This window comes from Collinsella sp. An268 (assembly GCF_002159765.1).
Taxonomy (GTDB): domain Bacteria; phylum Actinomycetota; class Coriobacteriia; order Coriobacteriales; family Coriobacteriaceae; genus Coprousia.
In genome coordinates this window covers 17,004-38,957 of record NZ_NFJH01000016.1, presented here as the reverse complement: position 1 = coordinate 38,957, position 21,954 = coordinate 17,004, and the positions used below count along the sequence as shown (strand labels likewise).

Annotated in this window: 19 protein-coding genes and 1 tRNA gene; 15 read left to right on the top strand and 5 right to left on the bottom strand. The window is 64.8% G+C overall.

From position 1 onward, the window contains the following. The 5 genes from B5F70_RS10080 to B5F70_RS10060 form a co-directional block, all read left to right on the top strand. On the top strand, positions 1 to 194 hold a 194-nt coding region (locus B5F70_RS10080), incomplete at its 5' end, for an HAD hydrolase family protein (protein ID WP_087205440.1). Positions 195 to 420: 226 nt separating this feature from the next. Then, positions 421 to 1,488 carry an N-acetyl-gamma-glutamyl-phosphate reductase gene (gene argC, locus B5F70_RS10075; RefSeq protein ID WP_087205439.1) on the top strand — a complete coding sequence of 356 codons (1,068 nt, stop codon included), beginning with the start codon at positions 421 to 423 and terminating at the stop codon, positions 1,486 to 1,488. 102 nt (positions 1,489 to 1,590) lie between these two features. Then, complete coding sequence (argJ, locus tag B5F70_RS10070) at positions 1,591 to 2,859, top strand: bifunctional glutamate N-acetyltransferase/amino-acid acetyltransferase ArgJ (protein WP_087205438.1); 1,269 nt, start codon at positions 1,591 to 1,593, stop codon at positions 2,857 to 2,859. Positions 2,860 to 2,984: 125 nt separating this feature from the next. Continuing rightward, on the top strand, positions 2,985 to 3,956 hold the full coding sequence (argB, locus tag B5F70_RS10065; protein WP_087205437.1) for an acetylglutamate kinase: 972 nt from the start codon (positions 2,985 to 2,987) through the stop codon (positions 3,954 to 3,956). Positions 3,957 to 4,030: 74 nt separating this feature from the next. Next, entirely contained in the window at positions 4,031 to 5,314 is a 1,284-nt protein-coding gene (locus tag B5F70_RS10060) for an aminotransferase class III-fold pyridoxal phosphate-dependent enzyme (protein ID WP_087205436.1), read from the top strand. Positions 5,315 to 5,600: 286 nt separating this feature from the next. Here B5F70_RS10060 and B5F70_RS10055 read toward each other — a convergent pair. After that, a tRNA-Thr gene (locus B5F70_RS10055) sits at positions 5,601 to 5,676 on the bottom strand. A 726-nt stretch (positions 5,677 to 6,402) separates the two neighbouring features. On the opposite strand from B5F70_RS10055, the gene B5F70_RS10050 reads away from it, so the two are divergent. The 9 genes from B5F70_RS10050 (at position 6,403) to nagA (ending at position 15,222) form a co-directional block, all read left to right on the top strand. Further along, a complete protein-coding gene (locus B5F70_RS10050; protein WP_087205435.1) occupies positions 6,403 to 8,211 on the top strand; it encodes a beta-galactosidase family protein in 1,809 nt (602 codons plus the stop codon). A gap of 1 nt (position 8,212) precedes the next feature. Beyond that, positions 8,213 to 8,677 (top strand): PTS sugar transporter subunit IIB, encoded by a 465-nt coding sequence (locus B5F70_RS10045; RefSeq protein ID WP_087205434.1) that lies wholly within the window; start codon positions 8,213 to 8,215, stop codon positions 8,675 to 8,677. Positions 8,678 to 8,772: 95 nt separating this feature from the next. Then, positions 8,773 to 9,660: a PTS sugar transporter subunit IIC gene (locus tag B5F70_RS10040; protein ID WP_087205433.1), complete on the top strand. Its 888-nt coding sequence runs from the start codon at positions 8,773 to 8,775 to the stop codon at positions 9,658 to 9,660. Beyond that, the gene (locus tag B5F70_RS10035) at positions 9,641 to 10,471 is read left to right on the top strand and encodes a PTS system mannose/fructose/sorbose family transporter subunit IID (protein WP_087205432.1); all 831 of its coding nucleotides are present in this window, start codon (positions 9,641 to 9,643) and stop codon (positions 10,469 to 10,471) included. The genes B5F70_RS10040 and B5F70_RS10035 overlap by 20 nt, the downstream gene beginning before the upstream one ends. A 219-nt stretch (positions 10,472 to 10,690) precedes the next feature. Further along, positions 10,691 to 11,314, top strand: a complete 624-nt coding sequence (locus B5F70_RS10030; protein WP_087205431.1) for a hypothetical protein — start codon at positions 10,691 to 10,693, stop codon at positions 11,312 to 11,314. Between the two features lie 128 nt (positions 11,315 to 11,442). Next, the gene (locus B5F70_RS10025) at positions 11,443 to 11,877 is read left to right on the top strand and encodes a PTS sugar transporter subunit IIA (protein WP_087205430.1); all 435 of its coding nucleotides are present in this window, start codon (positions 11,443 to 11,445) and stop codon (positions 11,875 to 11,877) included. 73 nt (positions 11,878 to 11,950) lie between these two features. Beyond that, on the top strand, positions 11,951 to 12,682 hold the full coding sequence (locus B5F70_RS10020; RefSeq protein WP_087205429.1) for a GntR family transcriptional regulator: 732 nt from the start codon (positions 11,951 to 11,953) through the stop codon (positions 12,680 to 12,682). Between the two features lie 33 nt (positions 12,683 to 12,715). After that, positions 12,716 to 13,879 (top strand): SIS domain-containing protein, encoded by a 1,164-nt coding sequence (locus B5F70_RS10015; RefSeq protein WP_087205428.1) that lies wholly within the window; start codon positions 12,716 to 12,718, stop codon positions 13,877 to 13,879. 173 nt (positions 13,880 to 14,052) lie between these two features. After that, entirely contained in the window at positions 14,053 to 15,222 is a 1,170-nt protein-coding gene (gene nagA, locus B5F70_RS10010) for an N-acetylglucosamine-6-phosphate deacetylase (RefSeq protein ID WP_087205427.1), read from the top strand. 129 nt (positions 15,223 to 15,351) lie between these two features. On the opposite strand, the gene B5F70_RS10005 is transcribed toward nagA, so the two are convergent. The 3 genes from B5F70_RS10005 to B5F70_RS09995 are packed head-to-tail and all read right to left on the bottom strand — an operon-like array spanning position 15,352 to position 19,272. Continuing rightward, positions 15,352 to 16,968, bottom strand: coding sequence for a UDP-glucose--hexose-1-phosphate uridylyltransferase (locus tag B5F70_RS10005; protein ID WP_087205426.1), 1,617 nt, complete (start codon positions 16,966 to 16,968; stop codon positions 15,352 to 15,354). Further along, positions 16,959 to 18,164, bottom strand: coding sequence for a galactokinase family protein (locus B5F70_RS10000; RefSeq protein WP_087205425.1), 1,206 nt, complete (start codon positions 18,162 to 18,164; stop codon positions 16,959 to 16,961). Before B5F70_RS10000 ends, B5F70_RS10005 begins: the two co-directional genes overlap by 10 nt. Before the next feature lie 43 nt (positions 18,165 to 18,207). Further along, a complete protein-coding gene (locus B5F70_RS09995; RefSeq protein WP_087205424.1) occupies positions 18,208 to 19,272 on the bottom strand; it encodes an aldose epimerase family protein in 1,065 nt (354 codons plus the stop codon). Positions 19,273 to 19,823: 551 nt separating this feature from the next. Between B5F70_RS09995 and B5F70_RS09990 the strand changes: the two genes are divergently transcribed. Next, complete coding sequence (locus B5F70_RS09990; protein ID WP_087205423.1) at positions 19,824 to 20,588, top strand: DeoR/GlpR family DNA-binding transcription regulator; 765 nt, start codon at positions 19,824 to 19,826, stop codon at positions 20,586 to 20,588. 822 nt (positions 20,589 to 21,410) lie between these two features. On the opposite strand, the gene B5F70_RS09980 is transcribed toward B5F70_RS09990, so the two are convergent. Then, the gene (locus B5F70_RS09980) at positions 21,411 to 21,749 is read right to left on the bottom strand and encodes a PTS lactose/cellobiose transporter subunit IIA (RefSeq protein WP_087205421.1); all 339 of its coding nucleotides are present in this window, start codon (positions 21,747 to 21,749) and stop codon (positions 21,411 to 21,413) included. Between the last annotated feature and the right edge of the window lie 205 nt (positions 21,750 to 21,954).

Sequence of the window (21,954 nt, the reverse complement as noted above, 5' to 3'; positions counted from 1 at the left end):
ACATGGGCCACGGCCGCGCGAACACCTTCGCCTTCGGCGACTCGGAGAACGACCTCTCCATGGCGCCCGCGGTGGAGACGTTCGTCGCCATGGGCAACGCGCTGCCCGGCGTCAAGGCGGCGGCGGACTATGTGACGCTCTCTGCGGCAGACGAGGGCGTGCCGGCGGGACTCGCGCACTTCGGGCTCATCTGACGGCGCTGCCGCGCGTTTGGCCTGCGGGGTGCGGGCTCTGCCTGCCCGCCCGCGCCGTTGGCCGTCATGCCCCGTCTGTGGCGCTCATGTTGCGAATCGGTGACGGACCGTATGCGGGCGGGTATGCCCCCTCTCTCGTGCTATCCTGTCGGGCATCGTAAGAAATGCCATAAAGATGCATAAAACGTACGATATATGCGAAAAGTATGCATAAGGGAGGTTTGAGATGAAGATGCGCGTAGGAGTGGTGGGCGCGGCTGGCTATGCGGGTGCGGAGCTCGTGCGCCTTTTGCTGGGCCACCCCGTCTTCGAGCTTGCCGTCATCACCTCGAACGCCGACGCGGGTGTGCCTCTGGCGGATGTGTACCCCGCGTTTACCGGCGCGAGCGACTTGGTGTTCTCCCGTCACGACGACCCGGAGCTCGCCGCGTGCGACGCCGTGTTCTTGGCGGTGCCACATACGGCGGCGCTCAAGCAGGTGCCGTCGCTCTTGGCGGCGGGGGTGAACGTGTTCGACCTCTCGGCCGACTACCGTTTGGACGACCCGGCAATCTACGAGGCGTGGTACGGCACGCCCCACACCTCGCCCGAGCTTCTTGCCGCGCGCGCCTTCGGGCTGCCGGAGCTTTTTGCCTCCGACTTGGCTGAGCTCGCGGCGCGCCGTGCGGCGGGCGAGGCGGTGCTCGTGGCCTGTGCGGGCTGCTATCCTACGGCGACATCGCTCGCCGCCGCACCGGCGGTGCGCATGGGGCTCGTCGCGCCGGGCTCTCCCGTGGTGGTGGATGCCATCTCGGGGGTGACAGGTGCGGGCAAGACGCCCAGCGCGCGCACCCACTACTGCCATGCCGACGAGAACCTCGAGGCCTATAACGTGTGCCGCCACCGGCATACGCCCGAGATCGAGCAGATCCTGGGCCTGCCCGGGCGCGTCGTCTTCACGCCGCACCTGGCGCCGCTCAGGCGCGGGCTGCTCTCCACCGTCACGCTGGTGCTCGAGCCCTCTGCCGCCGGAATCGATGCCGTGGAGCTGGTGGAACGCTATCGGGCGTTCTATGCCGGGCGCCCCTGCGTGCGCGTGCTCGATGCGGGCGCCTGCCCCCAGACGGCCTCCGTCGCGGGCACCAACGGCTGCCATGTCGGCCTGGCCCTCGATGCGCGCACGGGCGTGCTCGTCGCCATGGGGGCTATCGACAACCTCGGCAAGGGCGCGGCGGGGCAGGCCGTGCAGTGCGCGAACATCGTGATGGGGCTCGATGAGACGGCTGGCCTCTCGCTCACGGCGCTCGCGGTGTAGCGTCGATGTCGCGCGACGGGTCGGCGCGGCACCAAGCGCGGCGCGCCTCGCGCGGGGCATCGGCCTGATAGCGTGCGGAGCGCCAGATAGAAAGGGAATCTGATGGACAACGAATCGTTCGAGGCTCGTTTGCGCGGGGTGCCGGACGGGGGCGTTACCAGCGCCCGCGGTTTTCGCGCGGCGGGCGTGCACGCCGGCTTCCGCAAGAACCCGGAGCGGCTCGACTTCGCCCTCATCGCGGCGGAGCATCCCGTGGCGGCGGCGGGCGTCTTCACCCAGAACCGCTTCTGCGCCGCGCCCGTTACGGTGAGCCGCGCGCATCTGGGCGGCGTCGGTTACGGACACATCCGCGCGCTTGCCGTCAACTCGGGCAACGCCAACGCGGCAACGGGGGAAGACGGTCTTCGCGTGGCACGGTCTACCTGCGATATCGTCTCGCAGGTGCTCGCTTGCGAGCCCGACGAGGTGCTTGTCGCCTCGACGGGCGTCATAGGCCAGCAGCTGCCGCTGGAGCCGTTTGAGCAGGGGGTCCCCGCAGCAGCCGACGCGCTGTCGCCGGCGGGCGGCGCCGCGGCAGCCCGCGCCATCATGACGACGGACACGCGACCAAAAGAGTACGCCGTGACCTACGTGAGCGCAGACCCCGCCTACGCCGGTGCGGTGTTTACCGTGGGCGGCATGTGCAAGGGCTCGGGCATGATCATGCCCAATATGGCCACCATGATCGCCTGCCTCACCACCGACGCCCCGGTCGAGCCCGCCTGCCTGCACGAGGCGCTGCGGGCGACCGTCGACCGCACGTTCAACTGCGTGACGGTCGACTCCGACACCTCGACCAACGACACGTGCGTTCTTCTCGCCTCGGGCGAGGCGGCGCCCGAGGGCGCGGCGCCCATACAGGCGGGCACGCTGGCCGCCTCGGAGTTCGAGAGCGCGCTCTATGTGGTGTGCGAGGCGCTCGCCCGTGCGATCGCGGCGGACGGCGAGGGCGCCTCGCGCCTGGTGACGGTAACCGTCACGGGTGCGGCAAGCGATGCCGAGGCCGATGTCGCCGCACGCGCCGTCGCCAACTCGCCGCTCGTCAAATGCGCCATCGCCGGCCATGACTGCAACTGGGGCCGCGTGGCGGCGGCGCTCGGCAAGAGCGGTGCGGCGTTTGATGCCGAGAACGTCGCCATCGACATCATGGGCATCCCCGTCTGCCGCGGCGGGCTCACCGTGCCCTTCGATGAGGACGAGGCGCTTCGCCGCTTTGAGGCGCCCGAGATCTTCATCACGGCGGACCTGGGCGCCGGCGCGGGCGCGGCGCGCGTGTGGACGTGCGACCTCACGCACGACTACGTCACCATCAACGGCGATTACCGCACGTAAGGGCGCATCGCCCTAGCGGCGCCCGCTGTTTGTCCCACCGTCAGTCCTGTTCGCTTCGGAGGCCCCTCATGAGCACTGCTGCAGCCTTGCCCGGCCATCCCTTTCAACTTACCGGGGAGTTTTATATGAAGTACGCACGCGACCGGCGCACCTCCATCTCGCATGAGGAGACCGCGCGCCTTCTGTTCGAGGCCCTGCCCTGGATCAAGAACCTCACGGGCAAGACCGTCGTCATCAAATACGGCGGCGCGGCCATGGTAGACGATCAGCTCCGCGCCGATGTGATGGGCGACATCCTGCTCCTCAAGATCATCGGTGCCAACATCGTCATCGTGCACGGGGGCGGCGCCGCCATCAACGAGGCCCTCGGCCACTACAACCTGCCCGTCTCGTTTGCAAACGGCCAGCGCGTCACCACGCCCGAAATCATGGACATCGTGCGCGAGGTGCTCGTCGGCAAGGTGAACCAGGAGCTCGTGGCGGCGCTCAACCAGCACGGCAACGTGGCGGTGGGGGTGTCCGGCACCGATGCCGGCACCATCATGGCGACCGCGCTCGACCCCGCGCTCGGCCGCGTGGGCAAGATCGTGCGCGTCAACGCCGATTACCTCGAGCGCCTCATGGCAAGCGAGTATATCCCCGTGATCGCCACCGTCGCCCAGGGCGAGGACGGCGGCTTCTACAACATCAACGCCGATGTCGCCGCGGGCGCCATCGCTGCCGCCGTGCACGCGCACAAGGCGATCTTCTTGACCGACGTCGACGGTCTGTACGAGGATTTCGAGGACAAGGATTCCCTCATCTCCAACCTCACCATCGAGGAGACGGAGGAGATGCTGGCCGACGGACGGGTTGCAAAGGGGATGATCCCCAAGCTCAGCTCATGCGTCGCGGCGCTCAAGGGCGGCGTCTTCCGCGCGCACATCATCAACGGGACCACCCCGCACGCGCTGCTGCTCGAGCTGCTCACCGATACGGGCGTGGGCACCGTCATCCACTCGACGCACGAGGCCTATGAGTACGACCAGCACCCGCACCCCCTCGGCACGTTTGCCTCGCGCCTGGCAGAAAACATCGATATCCCCGAGGGCGCGTAGATGGCGCAGGCGACCAGCCTGCCCCGGTACCGCGACCCGCGCCGCCCGCGCCCTGTTGCACAAGGAGGAAGTTCATGTCCTATCAATATCAGAAGCGCCTCGACGACGCCTATGTCATGCACACGTACGGTCGTCTTCCCGTCGAGTTCGTGCGCGGGGAGGGGATGGAGCTCTTTGACGATGCGGGCCGCGCGTACCGCGATTTTCTGGCGGGCATCGGCGTGTGCTCCCTCGGCCACAACCATCCGGCCGTGACGCGGGCGCTCACCGAGCAGGCGACGAAGCTCACCTCCGTCTCCAACTATTTCTACACCGAGCACCGCGGCGAGGTGGCGGCGCTGCTTTCGAAGCTCGCCAACGACGACCTCGATGGCGCTCGCGCGCTGGTGGCGGCGCTTGACGCTGCCGATGAGGGCGCTTTTGACGCGGCCGCCTCGCCTAAGCCGGGGGAGCGGGTGTGGAAGACGTTTTTTGCCAACTCGGGTGCCGAGGCCAACGAGGGCGCCATGAAGCTCGCCCGCCTCTTTGCGCGTCGGCAGGGCAACGGCGGAAACACCATCGTCTGCCTCAAGGGCGGCTTCCATGGCCGCACGCTCGAGACCATTGCGGCGACGATGCAGGATTGGCTGCAGGAAAGCTTTACGCCGCTGCCGGGCGGGTTCATCGCGTGCGAGCCCAATGACGTCGCGGAGCTGCGGGCGATCTTCGACCGGTACGGTTCGGAGATTTGCGCGGTCATGTTCGAGCCCATCCAGGGCGAGAGCGGTGTCCACCCGCTCACGCCCGAGTTCCTGCGGGCTGCCGACGAGCTTGTGCACGGAGTGGGCGGCCTCACCATCTCTGACGAGGTGCAGGCGGGCGTCTTCCGTTGCGGAGCGCCGTTTGCCGTGCAGCTCGCGGGGGTCACGCCGGACATCATGAGTCTTGCCAAGGGCATCGCGGGCGGCATGACGATGGGCGCCGTAGTCGCGCGCGCCGAGGTCGCAGACGTGTTCCGCCCCGGCGACCACGGTTCGACGTTTGGCGGGAGCGCGCTTGCCGTCGCGGCCGCGGAGGCGGTGCTCGCCGAGCTCGTGCGGGGCGACTATGCCGCGCACGCCGCCTCGGTGGGCGCGTACCTCGCATCGCGTTTGGAGGAGCTGCCGCAGGTGACCGAGGTGCGCGGCGCGGGCCTGATGCGCGGGTGCGACCTGGTCGAGGAGGCGGGAGATGCGCACGACGTGGTGGCGCGCCTCATGGCCGAGGGTGTTATCGCCAACGCGACGGGCGTGCGCACGCTTCGCTTCCTGCCACCGCTTATCTGCGAGCGCGAGGATGTCGACGTGTTGATCGCGGCCCTGCAGCGCGTTCTGGGGTAGAGGCGCCATGAGATTCGGATCGCCGGGTATACGCAACGCTTCCGTTTGCGTATACCCGGCGATCTAGGTATACGCAACTTTGGCGTTTGCGTATACCTATTTGAGAGATTGCGTTGCGCGCCATCTCGAGCCAGCCGTAATCGAACAGGAGAGGTCTTTTCGGGAATGCGCTCGGGTAAACCAGCGCGGTAGGGCAGCCTCTGTTTAGCCCCAGGGTCTATAAACCCTGATGTTCAGGGCTAATGAAAAACCGCCGCGAGGAAACCCGCGGCGGTTATCACATGCATGGAGCCAGCAATCGGACTCGAACCGATGACCCCCGCTTTACGAGAGCGGTGCTCTACCAACTGAGCTATGCTGGCATCCCGTGGGCGTGCGTGAGCACTCCAACGGATGACTATATTACGTGGAAACCCGCTGCGGCGCAAGATGAAAATAGAAAATATGGGAGAGCTCGGTTGCCTGAAGGCGAGCCCTAGAGGCGAGCCGTGGAGCTGAGCTCGGCGGTTGGTTGTGCCCCGGTATCGTGCGCAGGGTGCCATGAGCGTAGTCCCCAGCGACCGCATGGATCGGGGGGATGGGGTGCGGAGCGGGGCGTGTTCCTGTTTGCCGTGTGGAGGAACTATCCTGTCGCGCGGCAGAAATGGTAAACGAAAGTAAATCGGGCTGACACAGCACCGAGCGGGTCGCAGGGTTGTTCGAGTGTAATTGAGCGTGGCGGAAAAGACGGGGACTCAGGTCGTTTCGGTGAGAGAAAACGGCACCGTGCGACCATCATATGCCCAGCACGGGAAGGTCGCCGGGCGCTCCACGCACCTGAGAGACAGAAGTACCAGTGGTCTAAAAAGTTCGGTTGTTACAACCAGTTAAACACCATGTAAACGCACTAATCATAAGTGGTCTCGTAAAGAGATACCACTTTACCTGCGGAAATGTGACATACCGCTCACGGGTGATTCCCTACCGTTCATCCTGCTCTACACAATTTGTCGACATGTATCGAGAGAGCGTGTATAGTGACTACCATCAGCGACGGACTGCATGGCCATTGCTGTGCGGCAGTCGGCCCGGTAGGAGCAAGGAGGAGCATGCACACATTTGAGATTCGCGATCGGTTCCTACTCGACGGTGAACCCTTCACCATCCTCTCCGGCGCGATTCACTACTTCCGTGTTCATCCTTCTGACTGGCATCACTCTCTGTACAACCTGAAGGCGATGGGTTTCAACACCGTTGAGACCTACATGCCGTGGAACCTGCACGAGCCCGAGCCTGGCGTCTTCGATTTCGAGGGCATCGCCGACGTGGCCCGCTTCCTTGATGAGGCGGCCGAGCTCGGCCTTTGGATTATCGTGCGGCCCACGCCGTTCTCTTGCGGCGAGTGGGAGTTCGGCGGCCTGCCGGCATGGCTGCTCACCGATCGCACCATGCGCCCCCGTTCGCGCGATCCCAAGTTCCTCGCATGCGTTGCGCGCTATTACGATGCGCTCATGCCCATCCTGACCGAGCGTCAGATCACCCGCGGCGGCAATATCATCATGATGCAGGTGGAGAACGAGTACGGCTCCTACTGCGAGGATAAGGAGTACCTGCGCGCGATTCGCGACCTCATGCTCGAGCGCGGCGTCGACGTGCCGCTCTGCACCTCTGACGGTCCGTGGCGCGGGTGCCTGCGCGCCGGCACGCTCATCGATGACGACGTCTTCGTGACGGGCAACTTCGGGTCCCGCTCAAAGGAGAACTTCGCTGCGCTCAAGGCCTTCCATGAGGAGCATGGTAAGAACTGGCCCCTTATGTGCATGGAGTTCTGGGACGGCTGGTTCAACCGCTGGGGGGAGAACGTGATTCGCCGCGATGCGCAGGACCTGGCCGACTGCGTCCGCGAGCTTTTGGAGCTCGGCGGCAGCATCAACCTCTACATGTTCCACGGCGGCACGAACTTCGGCTTTATGAACGGCTGCTCGGCTCGCCACACCCACGACCTGCATCAGGTTACGAGCTACGACTACGACGCGCCGCTCAACGAGGAGGGTAACCCCACCGAGAAGTGGTACAAGCTTCGCGACGTCGTGCGCGATCTCTTCCCGGATGCGTGGACGGCGGAGCCCCTCATCAAGCAGGCTGTTGCGTGCTCCGAGGACGCCCTCACCATGACGGGTCGCACCGGTCTCTTTGAGAACCTTGACAACCTGTCCGAGCCGGTGCGGTCGCTGTATCCCCAGGCGATGGAGGATATGGGCCAGTCCTATGGCTACACGCTCTACCGCACGCGCATCGAGCGCGATGTGGCGCCGGACGCCGAGGAGCGCATCCGCGTCATCGACGGGCGCGACCGTGCGAAGGTCTACGTGGAGGGCAAGCTCGTCGCCACGCAGTATCAGGAGCACATCGGCGAGGATATCCGCTGCGTGCTTCCGGAGCGCGAGAACCGCCTCGACATCCTTATGGAGAACATGGGCCGCGTGAACTACGGCCATAAGCTTCTGGCCGACACGCAGCACAAGGGCATCCGTACCGGCGTGTGCGTCGACCTCCACTTTGTCCAGAACTGGGAAGCCTATACGCTCCCGCTCGACGACATCTCGGCTATCGATTATTCCGCCGGTTGGGCCGAGGGCACGCCCTCGTTCACCCGCTTCGAGTTCACGCTCGACGAGCCGGCGGATACCTTTATCGACACCACGGGCTTTGGCAAGGGTGTCGCGTTTGTCAACGGTACCAACGTGGGGCGCTACTGGGAGATCGGTCCCATCGCAACCCTCTACGTGCCGCATGGGCTGACGCGCGCCGGGGTCAACGAGCTCGTTTTGTTCGAAACCGAGGGGCACGTCCGCGACGCCATCTCCCTGCGCGCCGAGCCTCTCATCCACACACTCGAGACCGAAGGAGTTGAGTGACATGATCGTAGGTGCACGCGTTGATTTCCGTCTGATTCATGGCCAGGTGGGCAACCTCTGGGCTAACGCTCGTCAGGTGAGCCGCTTCATGGTCGTCGACGATCAGATCGCCGAGGATGCTACCCAGAAGCAGGTTCTGCGCATGGCTACGCCCGCTACCTGCAAGCTTTCCGTCCTTCCCGTTGAGAAGGCCGCTGCCAACATCCTTGCTGGCAAGTACGACGCTCAGCGTCTGTTCATCGTCGTCAAGAAGCCCGAGACCTATCTCAAGCTCGCCAAGGCCGGCGTCAAGTTTGATCAGATCATCCTCGGCAACATCACGTCGATGGATATCGTCAAGAGCTACAGCCGCAACATCAACTGCGGCCAGGACGACGTCGACGCGCTGACCGAGCTTCAGAGCATGGGCGTCCCGATGGTTATCCAGCTTACCCCGCAGGACAACCCGCAGGACTTCAAGCTCTAAGTTTCTTTGGTGCTGAGCCGTGAGGGGAGATGCACGGCTTGACATAGCGTAAGGAATGTACGTTTACGTTCGAGATTGGAAGAAGGAGGAAAACCATGATTGCTTGGTGGCAAATTCTTTTGCTCACCCTCTATGCAGGCTTCCAGATCATGGACGAGCTCCACTGGTACTCCAGTGCTGGCTCCGCCGTGTTCTCCGGTTTCATCACCGGCCTGGTAATGGGCGATATGGCAACTGGTCTCTTCATCGGTGGTAGCATGCAGCTCACCATCCTGGGCGTCGGCACCTTTGGTGGCGCGTCCCGTATCGACGCGAACTCCGGCACCCTCATCGCCACGGCCTTCGCCGTCAGCGCTGGCATGGACCCGGAGCAGGCGCTCGCCGCCCTCGGCGTGCCGGTGGCCGCTATCCTCGTCTACACCGATATCCTCGGTCGTATGGCCAACACCTTCTGGGGTCACGCCTGCGATGCCGATATCGAGAAGATGAACTGGAACGCCTACAACGTCCACTACCTCATGGGCGCTGTTTCCTGGATGCTTAGCCGTATGGTCCCGGTGTTCCTGGCCCTCGCATTCGGCCAGCCGCTGGTCGAGGCCATCACCACCGCCCTCAACGGCGATCTTGCCTGGCTCGGCACCGGCCTCACGGTCGCCGGCGGTATGCTCCCCGCCGTGGGCTTCGCCATCCTGCTCCGTTACCTGCCCGTTAAGAAGCACGTTGCCTACCTGATCCTCGGCTTCGTGATCGCTGCCCTCCTCGGCACCGCCTTCACGAGCATCGCGGGCATCAGCGGCGATGTCGCCACCGTTGCCGGCGCTGCTGGTGCTGAGATCGCAGGCGGCGACTACAACTCGCTGTCCATGCTGACGATCGCCCTCATCGGCTTCGCGCTCGCCTACATCTACTATCAGCAGCATCAGGCCGCTCCCGTTGCCGCCGTCGCTGCTGGTGCGGAGGGAGATGACGACGATGAGCTCTAATACCACTGGCTACAAGCTCACTAAGGCTGACTTCCAGCAGATTAACCGTCGTAACCTGCTTGGCTTCCAGGCCGGTTGGAACTACGAGCGTATGCAGCACTCCGGTTACCTCTGGATCATCCTGCCGCAGCTCCGCAAGATCTACGGGGACAACACCGAGGCCCTGAAGACCGCCGCCCGCACCCAGTGCGCCCCGTTCTTCAACACCTCGAACTTCCTGAACACCATCATCACGGGCATCGACCTCGCCCTCGAGGAGACCGACGGTCTCGACAGCCTCGAGACGGTCGCCTCGCTGAAGACCGGCCTCATGGGCCCGCTCGCCTCCATCGGCGACTCCATCTTCGGCTCCCTGCTCCCGACCATCTTCGGCGCTCTTGCCGCCAACATGGCCATGCAGGGCAACCCGCTCGGCATCTTCATCTGGATTGCCGTCAACATCGTGGTCGACTGGTTCCGCTGCAAGCAGACCTACATCGCCTACGATCAGGGCATGAAGCTCGTCACCACGATGAGCGACCAGCTGAACGCCATCACCGACGCCGCTACCGTCATGGGCGTCTTCATGGTCGGCGCGCTTGTCTCCACCAACGTCGGCATCGTCATCACCGCCCCGATCGATCTGGGTGGCGTTACGGTCGACCTGCAGCACATCGCCAACGTCATCTGCCCCAAGCTCGTGCCTGCGGCGCTCGTTGGCTTCGTGTACTGGCTGCTCGGCAAGAAGGGCATGACCTCGACCAAGGCGATCTTCATCGTCCTGATCCTGGGCATCGTGCTCGGCGCTCTTGGCTGGGTCGCCAAGGGCTAAGACCTTCCGGTCTGCGTTGCGGCGCCCCGCGCCTCCCGCACGGGGTGCCGCTTTCCGTCGCGAGACGGATTGGAGCGGACGTGCGCCTCACGGTTGGAACCGCGCCGGTTCTTTCCCATTCTCCCGAGGCGTGCGTCCGCTTTTTGTCGCACGGCGCATAACGCAGGCGCGTTTTGTCCCCCATGGGCGCGCCTGGCGCCCTGAGAGAGAAGGATGCTCGTGAATCCCGCCGTTATCGCATTCATCGTGTTTCTCGTTGTCTACTTCTTGGGCACCGAGGGCGCCAAGCGCTACTATGACATGCGCATCCAGGCCTTTATCTCGACAGGTCTCTACGACGAGGCGTTCTGTGACCTCAACAGGTTTCTCCCGCGCATTCTTTTCACCACGTATCAGCAGCACAAGTACCGGTTCTTCGTCCATGAGGGCCGGGGCGAGCGCGAGCTCGCCGAGCGCATGCTCGAGCTGATGCTCCGCATGCGCAACTCAGCCAAGCGCCAAGCGGAGATTGACGCGTTGGCTTTTAACTACTACGCCCAAGCGGGCAACAGGAAGCGTGCGAAAGAGCTCTTGGCCGACCTCAAGGCCGTCAAGGGTGCCGATCGCGCGGTGATAGCCGACTGCCAGCTCACCTACGACATTGTGTGCGGGTATCGGCATGACATGATCGACAAGATGGAATCCCTGCTTCCCAACGCGAACGACGCGCAGAAGGGGAAGCTGTATTTTCTGCTGGCGAAGCAGTACGCCAACGCCGGCAACAAGGAGCGCGCCCGCGCCTACCGCGCGCGCTTCGACGAGCTCAAAGCGGCGCAGCGTCCCCAGGCGCCTGCGGAGGGCTAAGCGTTGCGGTCGCTTTCGCGGCTGCATGTGGTTGACGATTCCGGGACGTCTGCCGACGTCTACCAGATATTACCAACATGGCATCTACCCCGATGAGGTTCGGGGTGTGTATTAAGGAGGTACCTCTTATGATCGGATTCATTCTGACCGGCCACGGTCACTTCTCCAACGGCCTCAAGAGCGCCATCGACATGGTCGCCGGCGAGCAGCCTGCCTTCGAGATCGTCCCCTTTGAGGGCGACAAGGCGGGCGAGTACGCCGACACGCTGCGCGCCGCCATCACCAAGATGCGCTCTGAGCAGGACGGCGTCCTCGTCTTTGTGGACCTTCTGGGCGGCACCCCGTTCAACCAGTCGATGCTCGTCTCCGCCGATGTGGACAACATGGCCGTGGTCGCCGGCACCAACCTGCCGATGCTCATCGAGCTCATCATGACCCGCAGCGACTCCTCTACCCTCGACGAGCTGGTCGAGAAGGCCGTTCAGGTCGGCAAGGACGGCGTGATCACCATGGCGCTCCCGACCGCGGGCGACGATGAGGACGACGAGGACGACGAGATGTAGGATCTGACACCTCGGATCGGGGGCGCCCTCGGGCGCCCCCGACGTGCGTGCCCGAGGAGCCGGGGAGAGACCCATGGCCATGAGATCGAAGCGACAGCCGCTCTACGACCAGCTCGTGGATATACTGTCGGAGAAAATCGAATACGAATACCGGCCCGGCGACCTGATGCCCTCAGAGCGCGAGCTTTCGGAGCGTTACGGACTGTCGCGCACGACGGTTCGCCTCGCCCTCCAGGAGCTAGAGCGTTTGGGGCTCGTGGTCAGGCAGCACGGGCGCGGTACCTTTGTGGCCGACCGCTCCGCCCATTCAGCAAATCTTTTGCAGTCGTACAGTTTCACGGACCAGATGCGCGAGTTGGGGCGCGAGCCCGAGACGACCATCTTGGAGTTCAGCGAACTCGATGCCGACGGGAAGATGGCCGAGTGCATGCAGATCCGTCCGGGAGATCGCATCTTCAAATTGAAGCGCCTCCGTTCTGCTGACGGCATGCCCATGATGGTCGAGCGCTCGTATCTTCCGGTGCGCAAATTCCTCTCGCTCAAGCGTCCGCTTCTGGAGCGTAAGCCCCTCTACGACATCATCGAGAAGGACTACCACGAGGAGATTCGCGTGGCGGAGGAGGAGTTCTACGCGAGCATCGCCCGTCCCGCGGATGCGCGGCTCCTGGGTATCAGCGAGAACGCACCGGTACTCGATTTGGTACGCACGACCTATAACGTTAACAACGAAGTCGTCGAGTACACGCTCTCGGTAGCGCGCGGCGACCAGTTCAAGTACAAGGTCTTCCACCATCGGCGCGATTAGTGCCGTTCCGACGCAAACAGAAAGGATGCGTACATGTTTGAGAAGAGCGTAGACGAGCTCAAGGCGCTCGGCGCCGATATCACCACGGCCGAGATTGCCCAGCAGCCCGACCTCTGGGAGGACACCTTCCAGATCTACACCGATAACAAGGCCGCGATTGAGACGTTCTTGGCCGAGGCCAACGCCATGGGCGAGGGGCGCACGGTCGTCGTCTTCACCGGCGCCGGCACCTCTGATTACGTCGGTGATACCTGCGCGAGCTATCTACGCCGCGCCGGCGATACCGACACGTATGATTTCAAGCCCATCGCCACGACCGACATCGTGTCCGCCCCTTATGATTACCTGCGCGCCGAGGACCCGACCATCGTGGTCTCGTTCGCCCGCTCGGGCAACAGCCCGGAGAGCCTGGCTGCCGTCGAGATCGCCAAGCAGGTCGTGAAAAACGTCAAGTTCCTCAACATCACCTGCGCGCCTGAAGGGCGTCTCGCCGTCGAGAGCGCCGACGACCCGGATGCGCTGACGCTCCTCATCCCGCGCGCGAACGACAAGGGCTTCGCCATGACCGGTAGCTTCAGCTGCATGACGCTGCTCGCGACCCTCATCTTCGACACCGCGAGCGACGAGCAGAAGAAGGCGTGGGTGTCCGAGATCGCCGCGATGGGCCGTGAGGTCATCGCACGCGAGGACGAGGTCGCCGCCTTCCTCGCCGGTGACTTCAACCGCGTGACCTACCTCGGCTCCGGCTCGTTCACCGGTCTCGCCCAGGAGGCCCAGCTCAAGATCCTCGAGCTCGCGCACGGCCTCGTGGCCACCTCGTGGGACAGCTGCATGGGCTATCGCCATGGACCCAAGAGCTTCGTTGACGACAAGACGCTCGTCTTCGTCTTTGTAAACAACGACCCCTACACGCGCCAGTACGACCTCGACATCCTGAGCGAAATCGACGGCGACGGCATCGCCCAGAAGACCATCGCCATCCAGCAGGACGTCGAGCCCGCGTTCGCGCACGAGTCGTTCACGTTCTCCGGCCACGAGGCGCTGCCCGAGGGCTACCTTGCTCTGCCGTTCATCATGGTCGGTCAGACGGTGTCGCTCCTGAACTCCGTGCGCGTCGGCAACACCCCCGACACCCCGAGCCCCACGGGCACCGTTAACCGCGTGGTCAAGGGCGTGACGATCCATCCGCTGGCGTAACCGACAGCGAACAGCCAGGCGCCTCTGCGCACCTCTCGGCGGTATGAGCGATGCCCGCTTCGCCTCCACGGCGGGCGGGCATCGGTTTATGCGGAAGGGTGCAGGGTATCTAGCAGGTAGAGTGTCAACCGGCGTCCGCGCGGGGGCGCCGCAAGAGTAAGGAGAGCACATCCATGAGCACGTTTGCGATCAAAGCCGATCGATTCGTTCTTCCCGGTGCCACCATGCAGGGCGGCTACCTTACGATCGAGGATGGCGTCTTCGGTGCGTGGAGCGCCGAGGAGCCTGACTGCGAGGTTCGCGATTACACGGGCTGCATCGTCGGTCCGGGCCTTGTCGATACGCATATCCACGGGTTCTACAACCATGCGACGACCGACCGTGAGGCGGAGGGCATCAACCTCTCGAGCATCGAACTCGCGCGCCGAGGCACGACCTGTTGGCTGCCTACGACGTTTACCGAGTCGGTGGAGCAGATTGCGGACTCCTGTGCCGCTATCGCCGCGGCAGATGAGGCGCGCGACGCGGATTTTGTCGGTGCGCACATCGGCGGCATCTACCTCGAGGGCCCCTTCTTCACGATGAAGCACGTGGGCGCCCAGAATCCGGTGTACCTTATCGAGCCCGATGTGGACGTGTTCTCTGCTTGGCAGGAGAGGGCTGGCGGCCGTATCGTTAAGAGCGCGCTTGCCGCCGAGCGCGACGGGGCAGCCGCCTACTGCGCCGCACTCGATGCGATGGGGGTCGTGACATCGATCGGCCACTCCGATGCGACGTACGACGAGGTGCTCGCGGCGGTCAACGCGGGTGCGAGCTGCTTTGTGCATACCTACAACGGTCAGCGCGGCCTGCATCACCGCGATCCGGGCGTGGTGGGCGCAGCTATGACGACGAACGGCACCTATGCCGAGATCATCTGCGATGGGCGCCACGTGACGCCCGCCGCCATCAGGGCGCTCGTCACCGCCAAGGGCTGGGATCATACGGTGCTTATCACCGACTGCCTCGGCTGCGGCGGTATGCCCGAGGGTGACTATATGTCCGGCGGCCTGCCCGTTGTCATGAAGGACGGCCTGTGCTACCTGCGCAACGAGGACGGCACCACCGGCTCCATCGCCGGTTCGGTGCTCACGCTCGCCGAGGGCGTGAAGAACATGGTCGATTGGCAGATCGTGACGGCCGAGCAGGCCATCCGCATGGCGACCGAGGTCGCGGCGCGCTCGGCGCGAATCGACGACAAGGTGGGCTTCATTAAGCCGCGTCGCAACGCCGACCTCACGATCTTCAACGGCGATATGACCCTTAACGACACGTATGTGAACGGCGTGTCGGTCACCGCTTAGGGCTGGATACAGGTATCGTCCGGCCGAGCGCTGCCGCACGGCCGGCGCGCTGGGTAACAAGAAGGGCACGGGACCCATTTGGTCCCGTGCCTTTTGCGGTAAGTAGGCGCCCTGGCAAGGCGGTGCGGGCTACAGTGCGTCGATGAAGCGCTGCTGTGCCGCCCGACCGGCCTCGTCCCACTTGTAGACGCCGGCGTCCTCGAGCACGTGCCCAAAGACGGCGCCGACCTCTTCGTGCAGGATCGCGTCCACGTCGCCGTCTGCGAGCTCGTCGCTGCGGCGGGCGAATACCTCGCGGGCCCATGCGGCGTGCGAGGCGCAGGCGGGGTCGGCCTCGAGTGCGGCGAGCACGTCAGCGGGAGCCGCTCCGGCCTGCGCGGCGGCGCGCAAGCGCGCCCCCACGGCCGCGAGCTCGGTCTTCAGGCGTGCGGGCAGGATGGCCAGGCCCATGACCTCGATCAAGCCGATGTTCTCCTTCTTGATGTGATGGTACTCCGCGTGCGGGTGGAAGACCCCCAGGGGATGCTCCTCGCTGGTGATGTTGCAGCGCAGCGCGAGGTACGCCTCATACCGCTCGCCGCCCACGCGGCCCTCGGTATCCACGCGCCGGATGACCGGCGTCACCGTGTTATGGGGCGTGCCGTCCGGCGTGCGGGCGATGACGCCGACCTCCTCATCGGTCCAGTCGCGCCACCTGTCGATGACGTGCACGCAGGCGTCGAGCAGCCGCGCGCGGTCGTCGGCGCGCAGGCGCAGGACCGAGAGCGGCCAAGTGAGCACGGCACCCTCGATATCCTCGAATCCGGGCATGGTAAAGGCTCGGGCGACCTCGGCGTGCATCATGGGGAACTCGTGCGCGCCGCCCTGGAAGTGGTCGTGCGAGAGGATGGAGCCGCCCACGATGGGCAGGTCGGCGTTGGAGCCGATGAAGTAGTGGGGGAGCGTATCGACAAAGTCGAGGAGGCACGTCAGGCTGGCGCGGTCGATATGCATGGGCCGGTGGTGCGCGCTCATGGCGATGCTGTGCTCGTTAAAGTAGGCGTAGGGGCTGTACTGGAAACCCCAGCGCTCGCCGCCGAGCTCGATGGGTACGATGCGGAGGTTCTGGCGTGCGGGGTGGTCGCCCATAGGGCTTGCAGCGCCACGGCCCGAGTAGCCCTCGTTCTCGATGCAGAGCTGGCAGGCGGGATACTTCTCACCCGTGTTCTTGGCGGCGCCGGCGCGGGCGATATCGCGCGGGTCCTTCTCGGGCTTGGAGAGGTTGATGGTGATTTCGAGGTCGCCCCAGCGCGTGGGCGTCTTCCAGGCGATGTTCTTGGCGATGGCGCTGCGGCGCACGTAGCCCGCGTCGCAGCAGAGGCGGTAGAACCAGTCCGTCGCGGCTGCGGGGCCGTCGCTCGCGCGAAGGGCTTCCCACCGCGCGGCGATGGCGGAGGGCCGGGGCATGAGGGCGCCCATAACGCGCATGGCGGCGCGGTCGTGGCCGGTGGCGGTGTCCTCTACGCGTCCGTGCGCAGCGGAGGCCTCGGCAAGCACCGCGAGGGCGGCGTCGAGGTCAAACCCGTCGTCCGCCGCGGGCTCGGCAAGGACCCATCCCTCGGCGGGCGCCGGACCCTCGGCTCCCATCTCGTCCAGGATCGTGTTGTAGGCCCAGACGCGGTCGGCGGCGTCAATCATGCCCGTCAGGTAGGCGTAGTCGGCAAGCGCCGCGGTGGTCGCGCCGATCACCTCGTCGGTTACAGCCATTGCGCGCACGCCCCTTCCTCGGAGATGAGGTAGTGGCGGCAGGCGCCCTCGCCGAGCCACGCGTTCATCTGCGCGATGAAGCCATCGACCTTCTCCACCGGCACGAAGCACTGGATGGAGCCGCCAAAGCCGCCGCCGTGGATGCGGATGGCGCCCTCGCCATCGAGCAGGCGCTCGGCCATGCCGAGGGCGAGCATCGCGGGCTGGTAGGAGCCTCCGGTGGAGACGTTCTGCAAGAACATGCCCGAGCTCGCGCCCGAGTCGCGCGTGAGCGCGAGGAACGCGTCGATGTCGCCGGCGTTCAGGGCGTCCCAACGACGGTCGACGAGGTCGTTCTCATACCAATAATGGATGGCGCGCAGCACCGCGCGGTCGCCGAGCTTCTCGCGCAGCGCCGGCAGCGCCTCGTCAAAGACGGCCGGATCGACCTCGCACAGGCGATTCACGCCAAACTCGGCGGCAACCTGCTGCATCTCCACCGGCACCGCGGCGTAGTCGTCGGTGAAGGCGCTGTGGTCGCAGCCCACGTTGACGAGGCAGAGCGCATAGCCTGCTGCGTCGAAGTCGAAGTCGAGCTTGGCGGTTTTAGGCTCGCTCTCCCGGAAGTCCATGTAGGCGAGGCCGCCCAGACACACGGCAAGCTGGTCCATAAGGCCGCACGGCTTGCCGAAGTAGCGGTTCTCGGCCATCTGGCTCATCTGGGCGAGCTCGACCGGCGTGATGGCGCGCCCGGGCCAGAGGGCCTCCATGGCGCGGCCGTACGCGGCCTCCACCGCGGCGGAGCTGGAGAGGCCGCCACCGGAGGGAACGGTGCAGACAAAGGAGAAGTCGAAACCCTCGGGCGTGCGGCCCGTGTCGGCGAGCGCGCGCGCCATGCCGCGTACGAGGCTCTGCGAGGTGACCTTCTCCTCCTCTACGGGATCGAGGTTGTCGAGCGTGATCTCAAAGGTGGGGAAGCCCTCGTCGGCGATGCGGATCTTGTTCGTGCCGTTGGCGACGGCGATGCCGAAGACGGCGACGTTGACGGCACCGGCGATGACGTGGCCGCCCTCGTGGTCGGTGTGGTTGCCGGCGATCTCGGAGCGGCCGGGGGCGTAGACGGCGAGCTGGCGGGCGTCCGGCGCGGGCGTGCCGAACTCCTGCTCAAAGAGCGCTCGCGCGCGGGCGAATTCGGGTGCTTGCGTGAAGTCTGACATGGTTTCCTTCCTTTCTCGGTCCCGGGTGGGACTGGTTTGGCGGCTAGGCTATACCGAAGCGGTAGACGATGGACTCCTCGTAGGGGTGGTCGGGCGTGCAGACGGGTTGCGGCCACGCGGGATGGTGCACGCCGTCGGGGTAGTACTCAGGTTCAAAGGCAAAGCCCGCCTGCGGGCCGTACGTAGCGCCGTCTTTGGTGAGCGCGGGGCCGTCGCCGAGCCAGTTGCCGGTGTAGAGGTGCGCTCCGGGGTGCGTGATGCAGATGCTGAGAGTGCGTCCGCTCGCCGGGTCGACCGCATCGAGCGCGGGCCGCGGCGCCGCGCCGGGCTCGAAGCCAAAGACGCAGAGGCAGTGGTCGTACCCATGCCCGCGGGCAATCTGCAGGTCGTCTGCGTCGAGGCCGGAGCCGAGCGCCGCACCGGCGGCAAGGTCGAACGGCGTCCCCTCAACAGGGGCGATCTCGCCCGCGGAGACGGAATCCTCGCGCACGGGCAGATAGCGAACGGCGTGCACGGCGACCCGCTGCTCGCGGACGCTCCCCGCGGCATGCCCCGCGAGGTTGAAGTAGGTGTGGTTCGTGATGTTCGCGTAGGTGGGGCGGTCGGTATCGACGCGATAGGTGAGGGTGAGCGCGCCGTCCGCATCAAGCGTGTAGGTTGCCGTGACGGTGCGCTCGCCCGGCAGCCCGAGCTCGCCATGGGCGAGCCGGCAGGTAAAGGTCACGCGGTTGGCGCCCTCGTCGACCGCCGCGTCCCACACGCGCTTGTGAAGGCCGTGGACGAGGTCGGTGTGCAGGTTGTTCGGGCCCTCGTTGGCAACAAGGTGCCACGTCTCGCCGGCTATGTCGAGCGAGGCCCCCGCTGTGCGGTTGGCTACGGGGCCTATGGTCGCCCCGTAGCAGGCGGGGTTGTCGAAGTAGCCCTCGAGCGCGTCAAAGCCGAGCACGATGTCGGCGACGTTGCCCTGCGCGTCAGGGCAGGTGATGCCGAGGATGGTGGCACCAAAGTCCATGACGCGTACGCTTACGGGCGCGTTCGCTGCTGTGAGCGTGTAGGCGCAAACGGGCGTGCCGCCCGCCGCGGTACCGAACGAAGATACTTCTATCATGGGGTCCTCCAACAGGTGGGCATGGCTGCGCATCCTCTCTCCATTATGCGGCTTATGCCGCGGCTGCGAGACGTGAACCGCACGCCAATTTGCGTTGCGAAAAACAGGTGCAGATGCGTGCCCGCCCCATCCGACGCGCACCTAGGTGCGCCCTGGGAGAAGCAGAGCGGTTGGGTGCTCGGAAAGATGAGCGCTGTTCTTCTAAGAGCACGTTACCAGCGTGTGAGTATATAGCAAAATAAACAATAACTAACATCTATGAACGGTAGTATTTATGCAGCAAACGGGTAATGGGCGGTAATCGAACAGAACGAACGCATATCATCAGAGAAACCTGACGGTCGGGTATGATAATGAACGATGGCAACGTATGCATATAATGGATCGGTTCCGAGGGGTACGCCTTGCCGAGACGAGACCGGTGACGGCGTTGTGTGTGCCAACCAACTTGCAAGAAGGTGCCGTGCCGCACAATGTCTCCGCAGCCGCGCGCTTACCTTTACGCGAGCTCGGGCGCTGCGTTCAGAGCAACAGAGGATGGATGGGAACCTATGATAAAAGCGGAGCGACAGGACAGCATCAAGCGCCTTGTTGAGGAGCGCGGATCCGCGTCGGTGAAGGATATCGCCGCTCAGCTCGACGTCTCGGAGATGACCGTACGGCGCGATCTGGAGGAGATGGCAAGCTCCGGCGAGCTCGTGCGCGTCCACGGCGGCGCCCGCAGCGCCGGTGCGCGCCGGCACTCGATGCTGCGCCAAGAGTACAGCCATTCTGAGAAGCGCGATCGCAACACGGCGCAGAAGCGCGCCATCGCAGCGCGCGCCGTGTCGCTCATCGAGGAGGGCTCGACGGTATTTCTGGGTACGGGGACGACGGTGGAGCAGATGGTTCCCCTCCTGCCTGCCTGCCGCCTCCGTATCGTTACCAATTCGCTCTCGGTGTTCAACAGGCTGGAGGGCAGCGCGGGGTATGACCTCTGCCTGATCGGCGGGATGTATCGCCCACGGACAGGCGCCTTCGTCGGACCGCTCGCTGAGGACGCCATCGGCAAGCTGGGGCTCGATATCGCCTTCATCGGCGCCAACGGAATTTACGACGGCGAGGTCTCCACCTCCAACGCCGAGGAGGGGCATTTCCAAGAGCTCGCCTTCGAGAAGGCGGACGCCCGCTACCTGGTGGCTGACGCGAGCAAGGTGGGAAGGCGCGATTTCTTCTCGTTTTACCATCTCATCAAGCTCGACGCTCTCATTACCGATGAGACGATAGCCCCTGAGGCCCTGCGGCAGCTGTCCGAGTACACGGAGGTCCTGCAGTAGCCCGATCCATCCGGCGGGCAGTGCGGGGGCGCCGCCGGCTGAGCGAACACGGCTCTTCGGCGCTCCGACTAGAAGATATGTAGAGAGCGACTGGGACCTCTCTCTATGAATCGAAGGCCGCATCTGCGGCGACGTGGGTTGGGCTCGAGTCGCAGGACAGGCCCGCCACAAGTCATAGGAGGTCCCAGCCATGATCTATCGCGCCGGCATCGGCCTCGACGTACGCGCCCGCTCGACGGACTCGGGCTGCCCACCTGCGTGGGCGCGGTGAGCAAGATGTTCAAGCCGTCCGGGGACCGGGTGAAGACCGACAAGAGGGACGCCGCGTTCCTCTCCAGGATGCTCGCGGTCGGGAACGCCGTGGAGCGCCTCTGCCCCACGCCGGGGCAGGAGGCGGCGCGCGAGCTCGCCGGCTTCGTCTGGGCCCTCGCCAACTGCGAGGGCCGACAACCGCCGGGGAGGCGGCAGCGGCGGGCGATGGGGAGAACCGCGGACCGGCTATGCGCGGCCCTCGGGCCGCGCGCGGTACTAGAGAAGCGGGCGCCCCGCGCCGGATGGATCGGAATGCGCCTCGACGCGCGGATGTCAGACTGGAGCTCGCTGAAGCCAGCCGGCTCTCCGCCGCGCCGCCGCCCCGGATCGGATACGGATATAGAGAGACCGTCCCCGCCCGCGAAACACGGGCGGGGACGGTTTTGGCTCTTGACAGGATAGTCTACATATCAGCCCCTAAACACGCATCCGAGAAGCGGGCCCCGCTGTGCGTATGCACACGGCGGGGCCCGCTTCTCGGATGCGTGTTTAGGGGCTAGGGGAGTTCCGTTAGGAGAGCTTCGCCTCCAGGGCGGCGATGCGGCGGTACTCGTCGATCATGAAACGCGTCTGCTTCTCGAGCATCATGGTCGTCATAAGCGTGTCCTGCGCGTGCACCATGATAAAGGTGACGTCCATCTCGCCACCGCCCGCTTCCTGCGAGAGGAGCTTCGTCTGCGTATCATGCGCGCCGATAAGCTCGTCGCTCGCCTGCTTGTGCAGACGCTCCGCCTCCTCAAAGTTGCCCGTGCGCGCGGCGTCGAGGGCGGCGATGAGATCGGTCTGGGCATCGCCTGCATAGGCGACGATTTCGAAGCCGATCATTGAGATTTCCTGTTTGGTTGCCATGGTTCCTCCTGGCGTAAGGGTGCGTGTGCACCGTGCGATTCTAGACGAGTCCCTTGGCCCGCTCGGTTTCCGGGCAGTGTCGGCGGGCGAGGACGTAACCACAGTACCATGTATTCTGAAAACTGTTCGTTCAACAAATAACGAACAACTATGAACGGTAGATATCTGCCGATGAACGGTAATTCTGATTATAAACGCACAATAT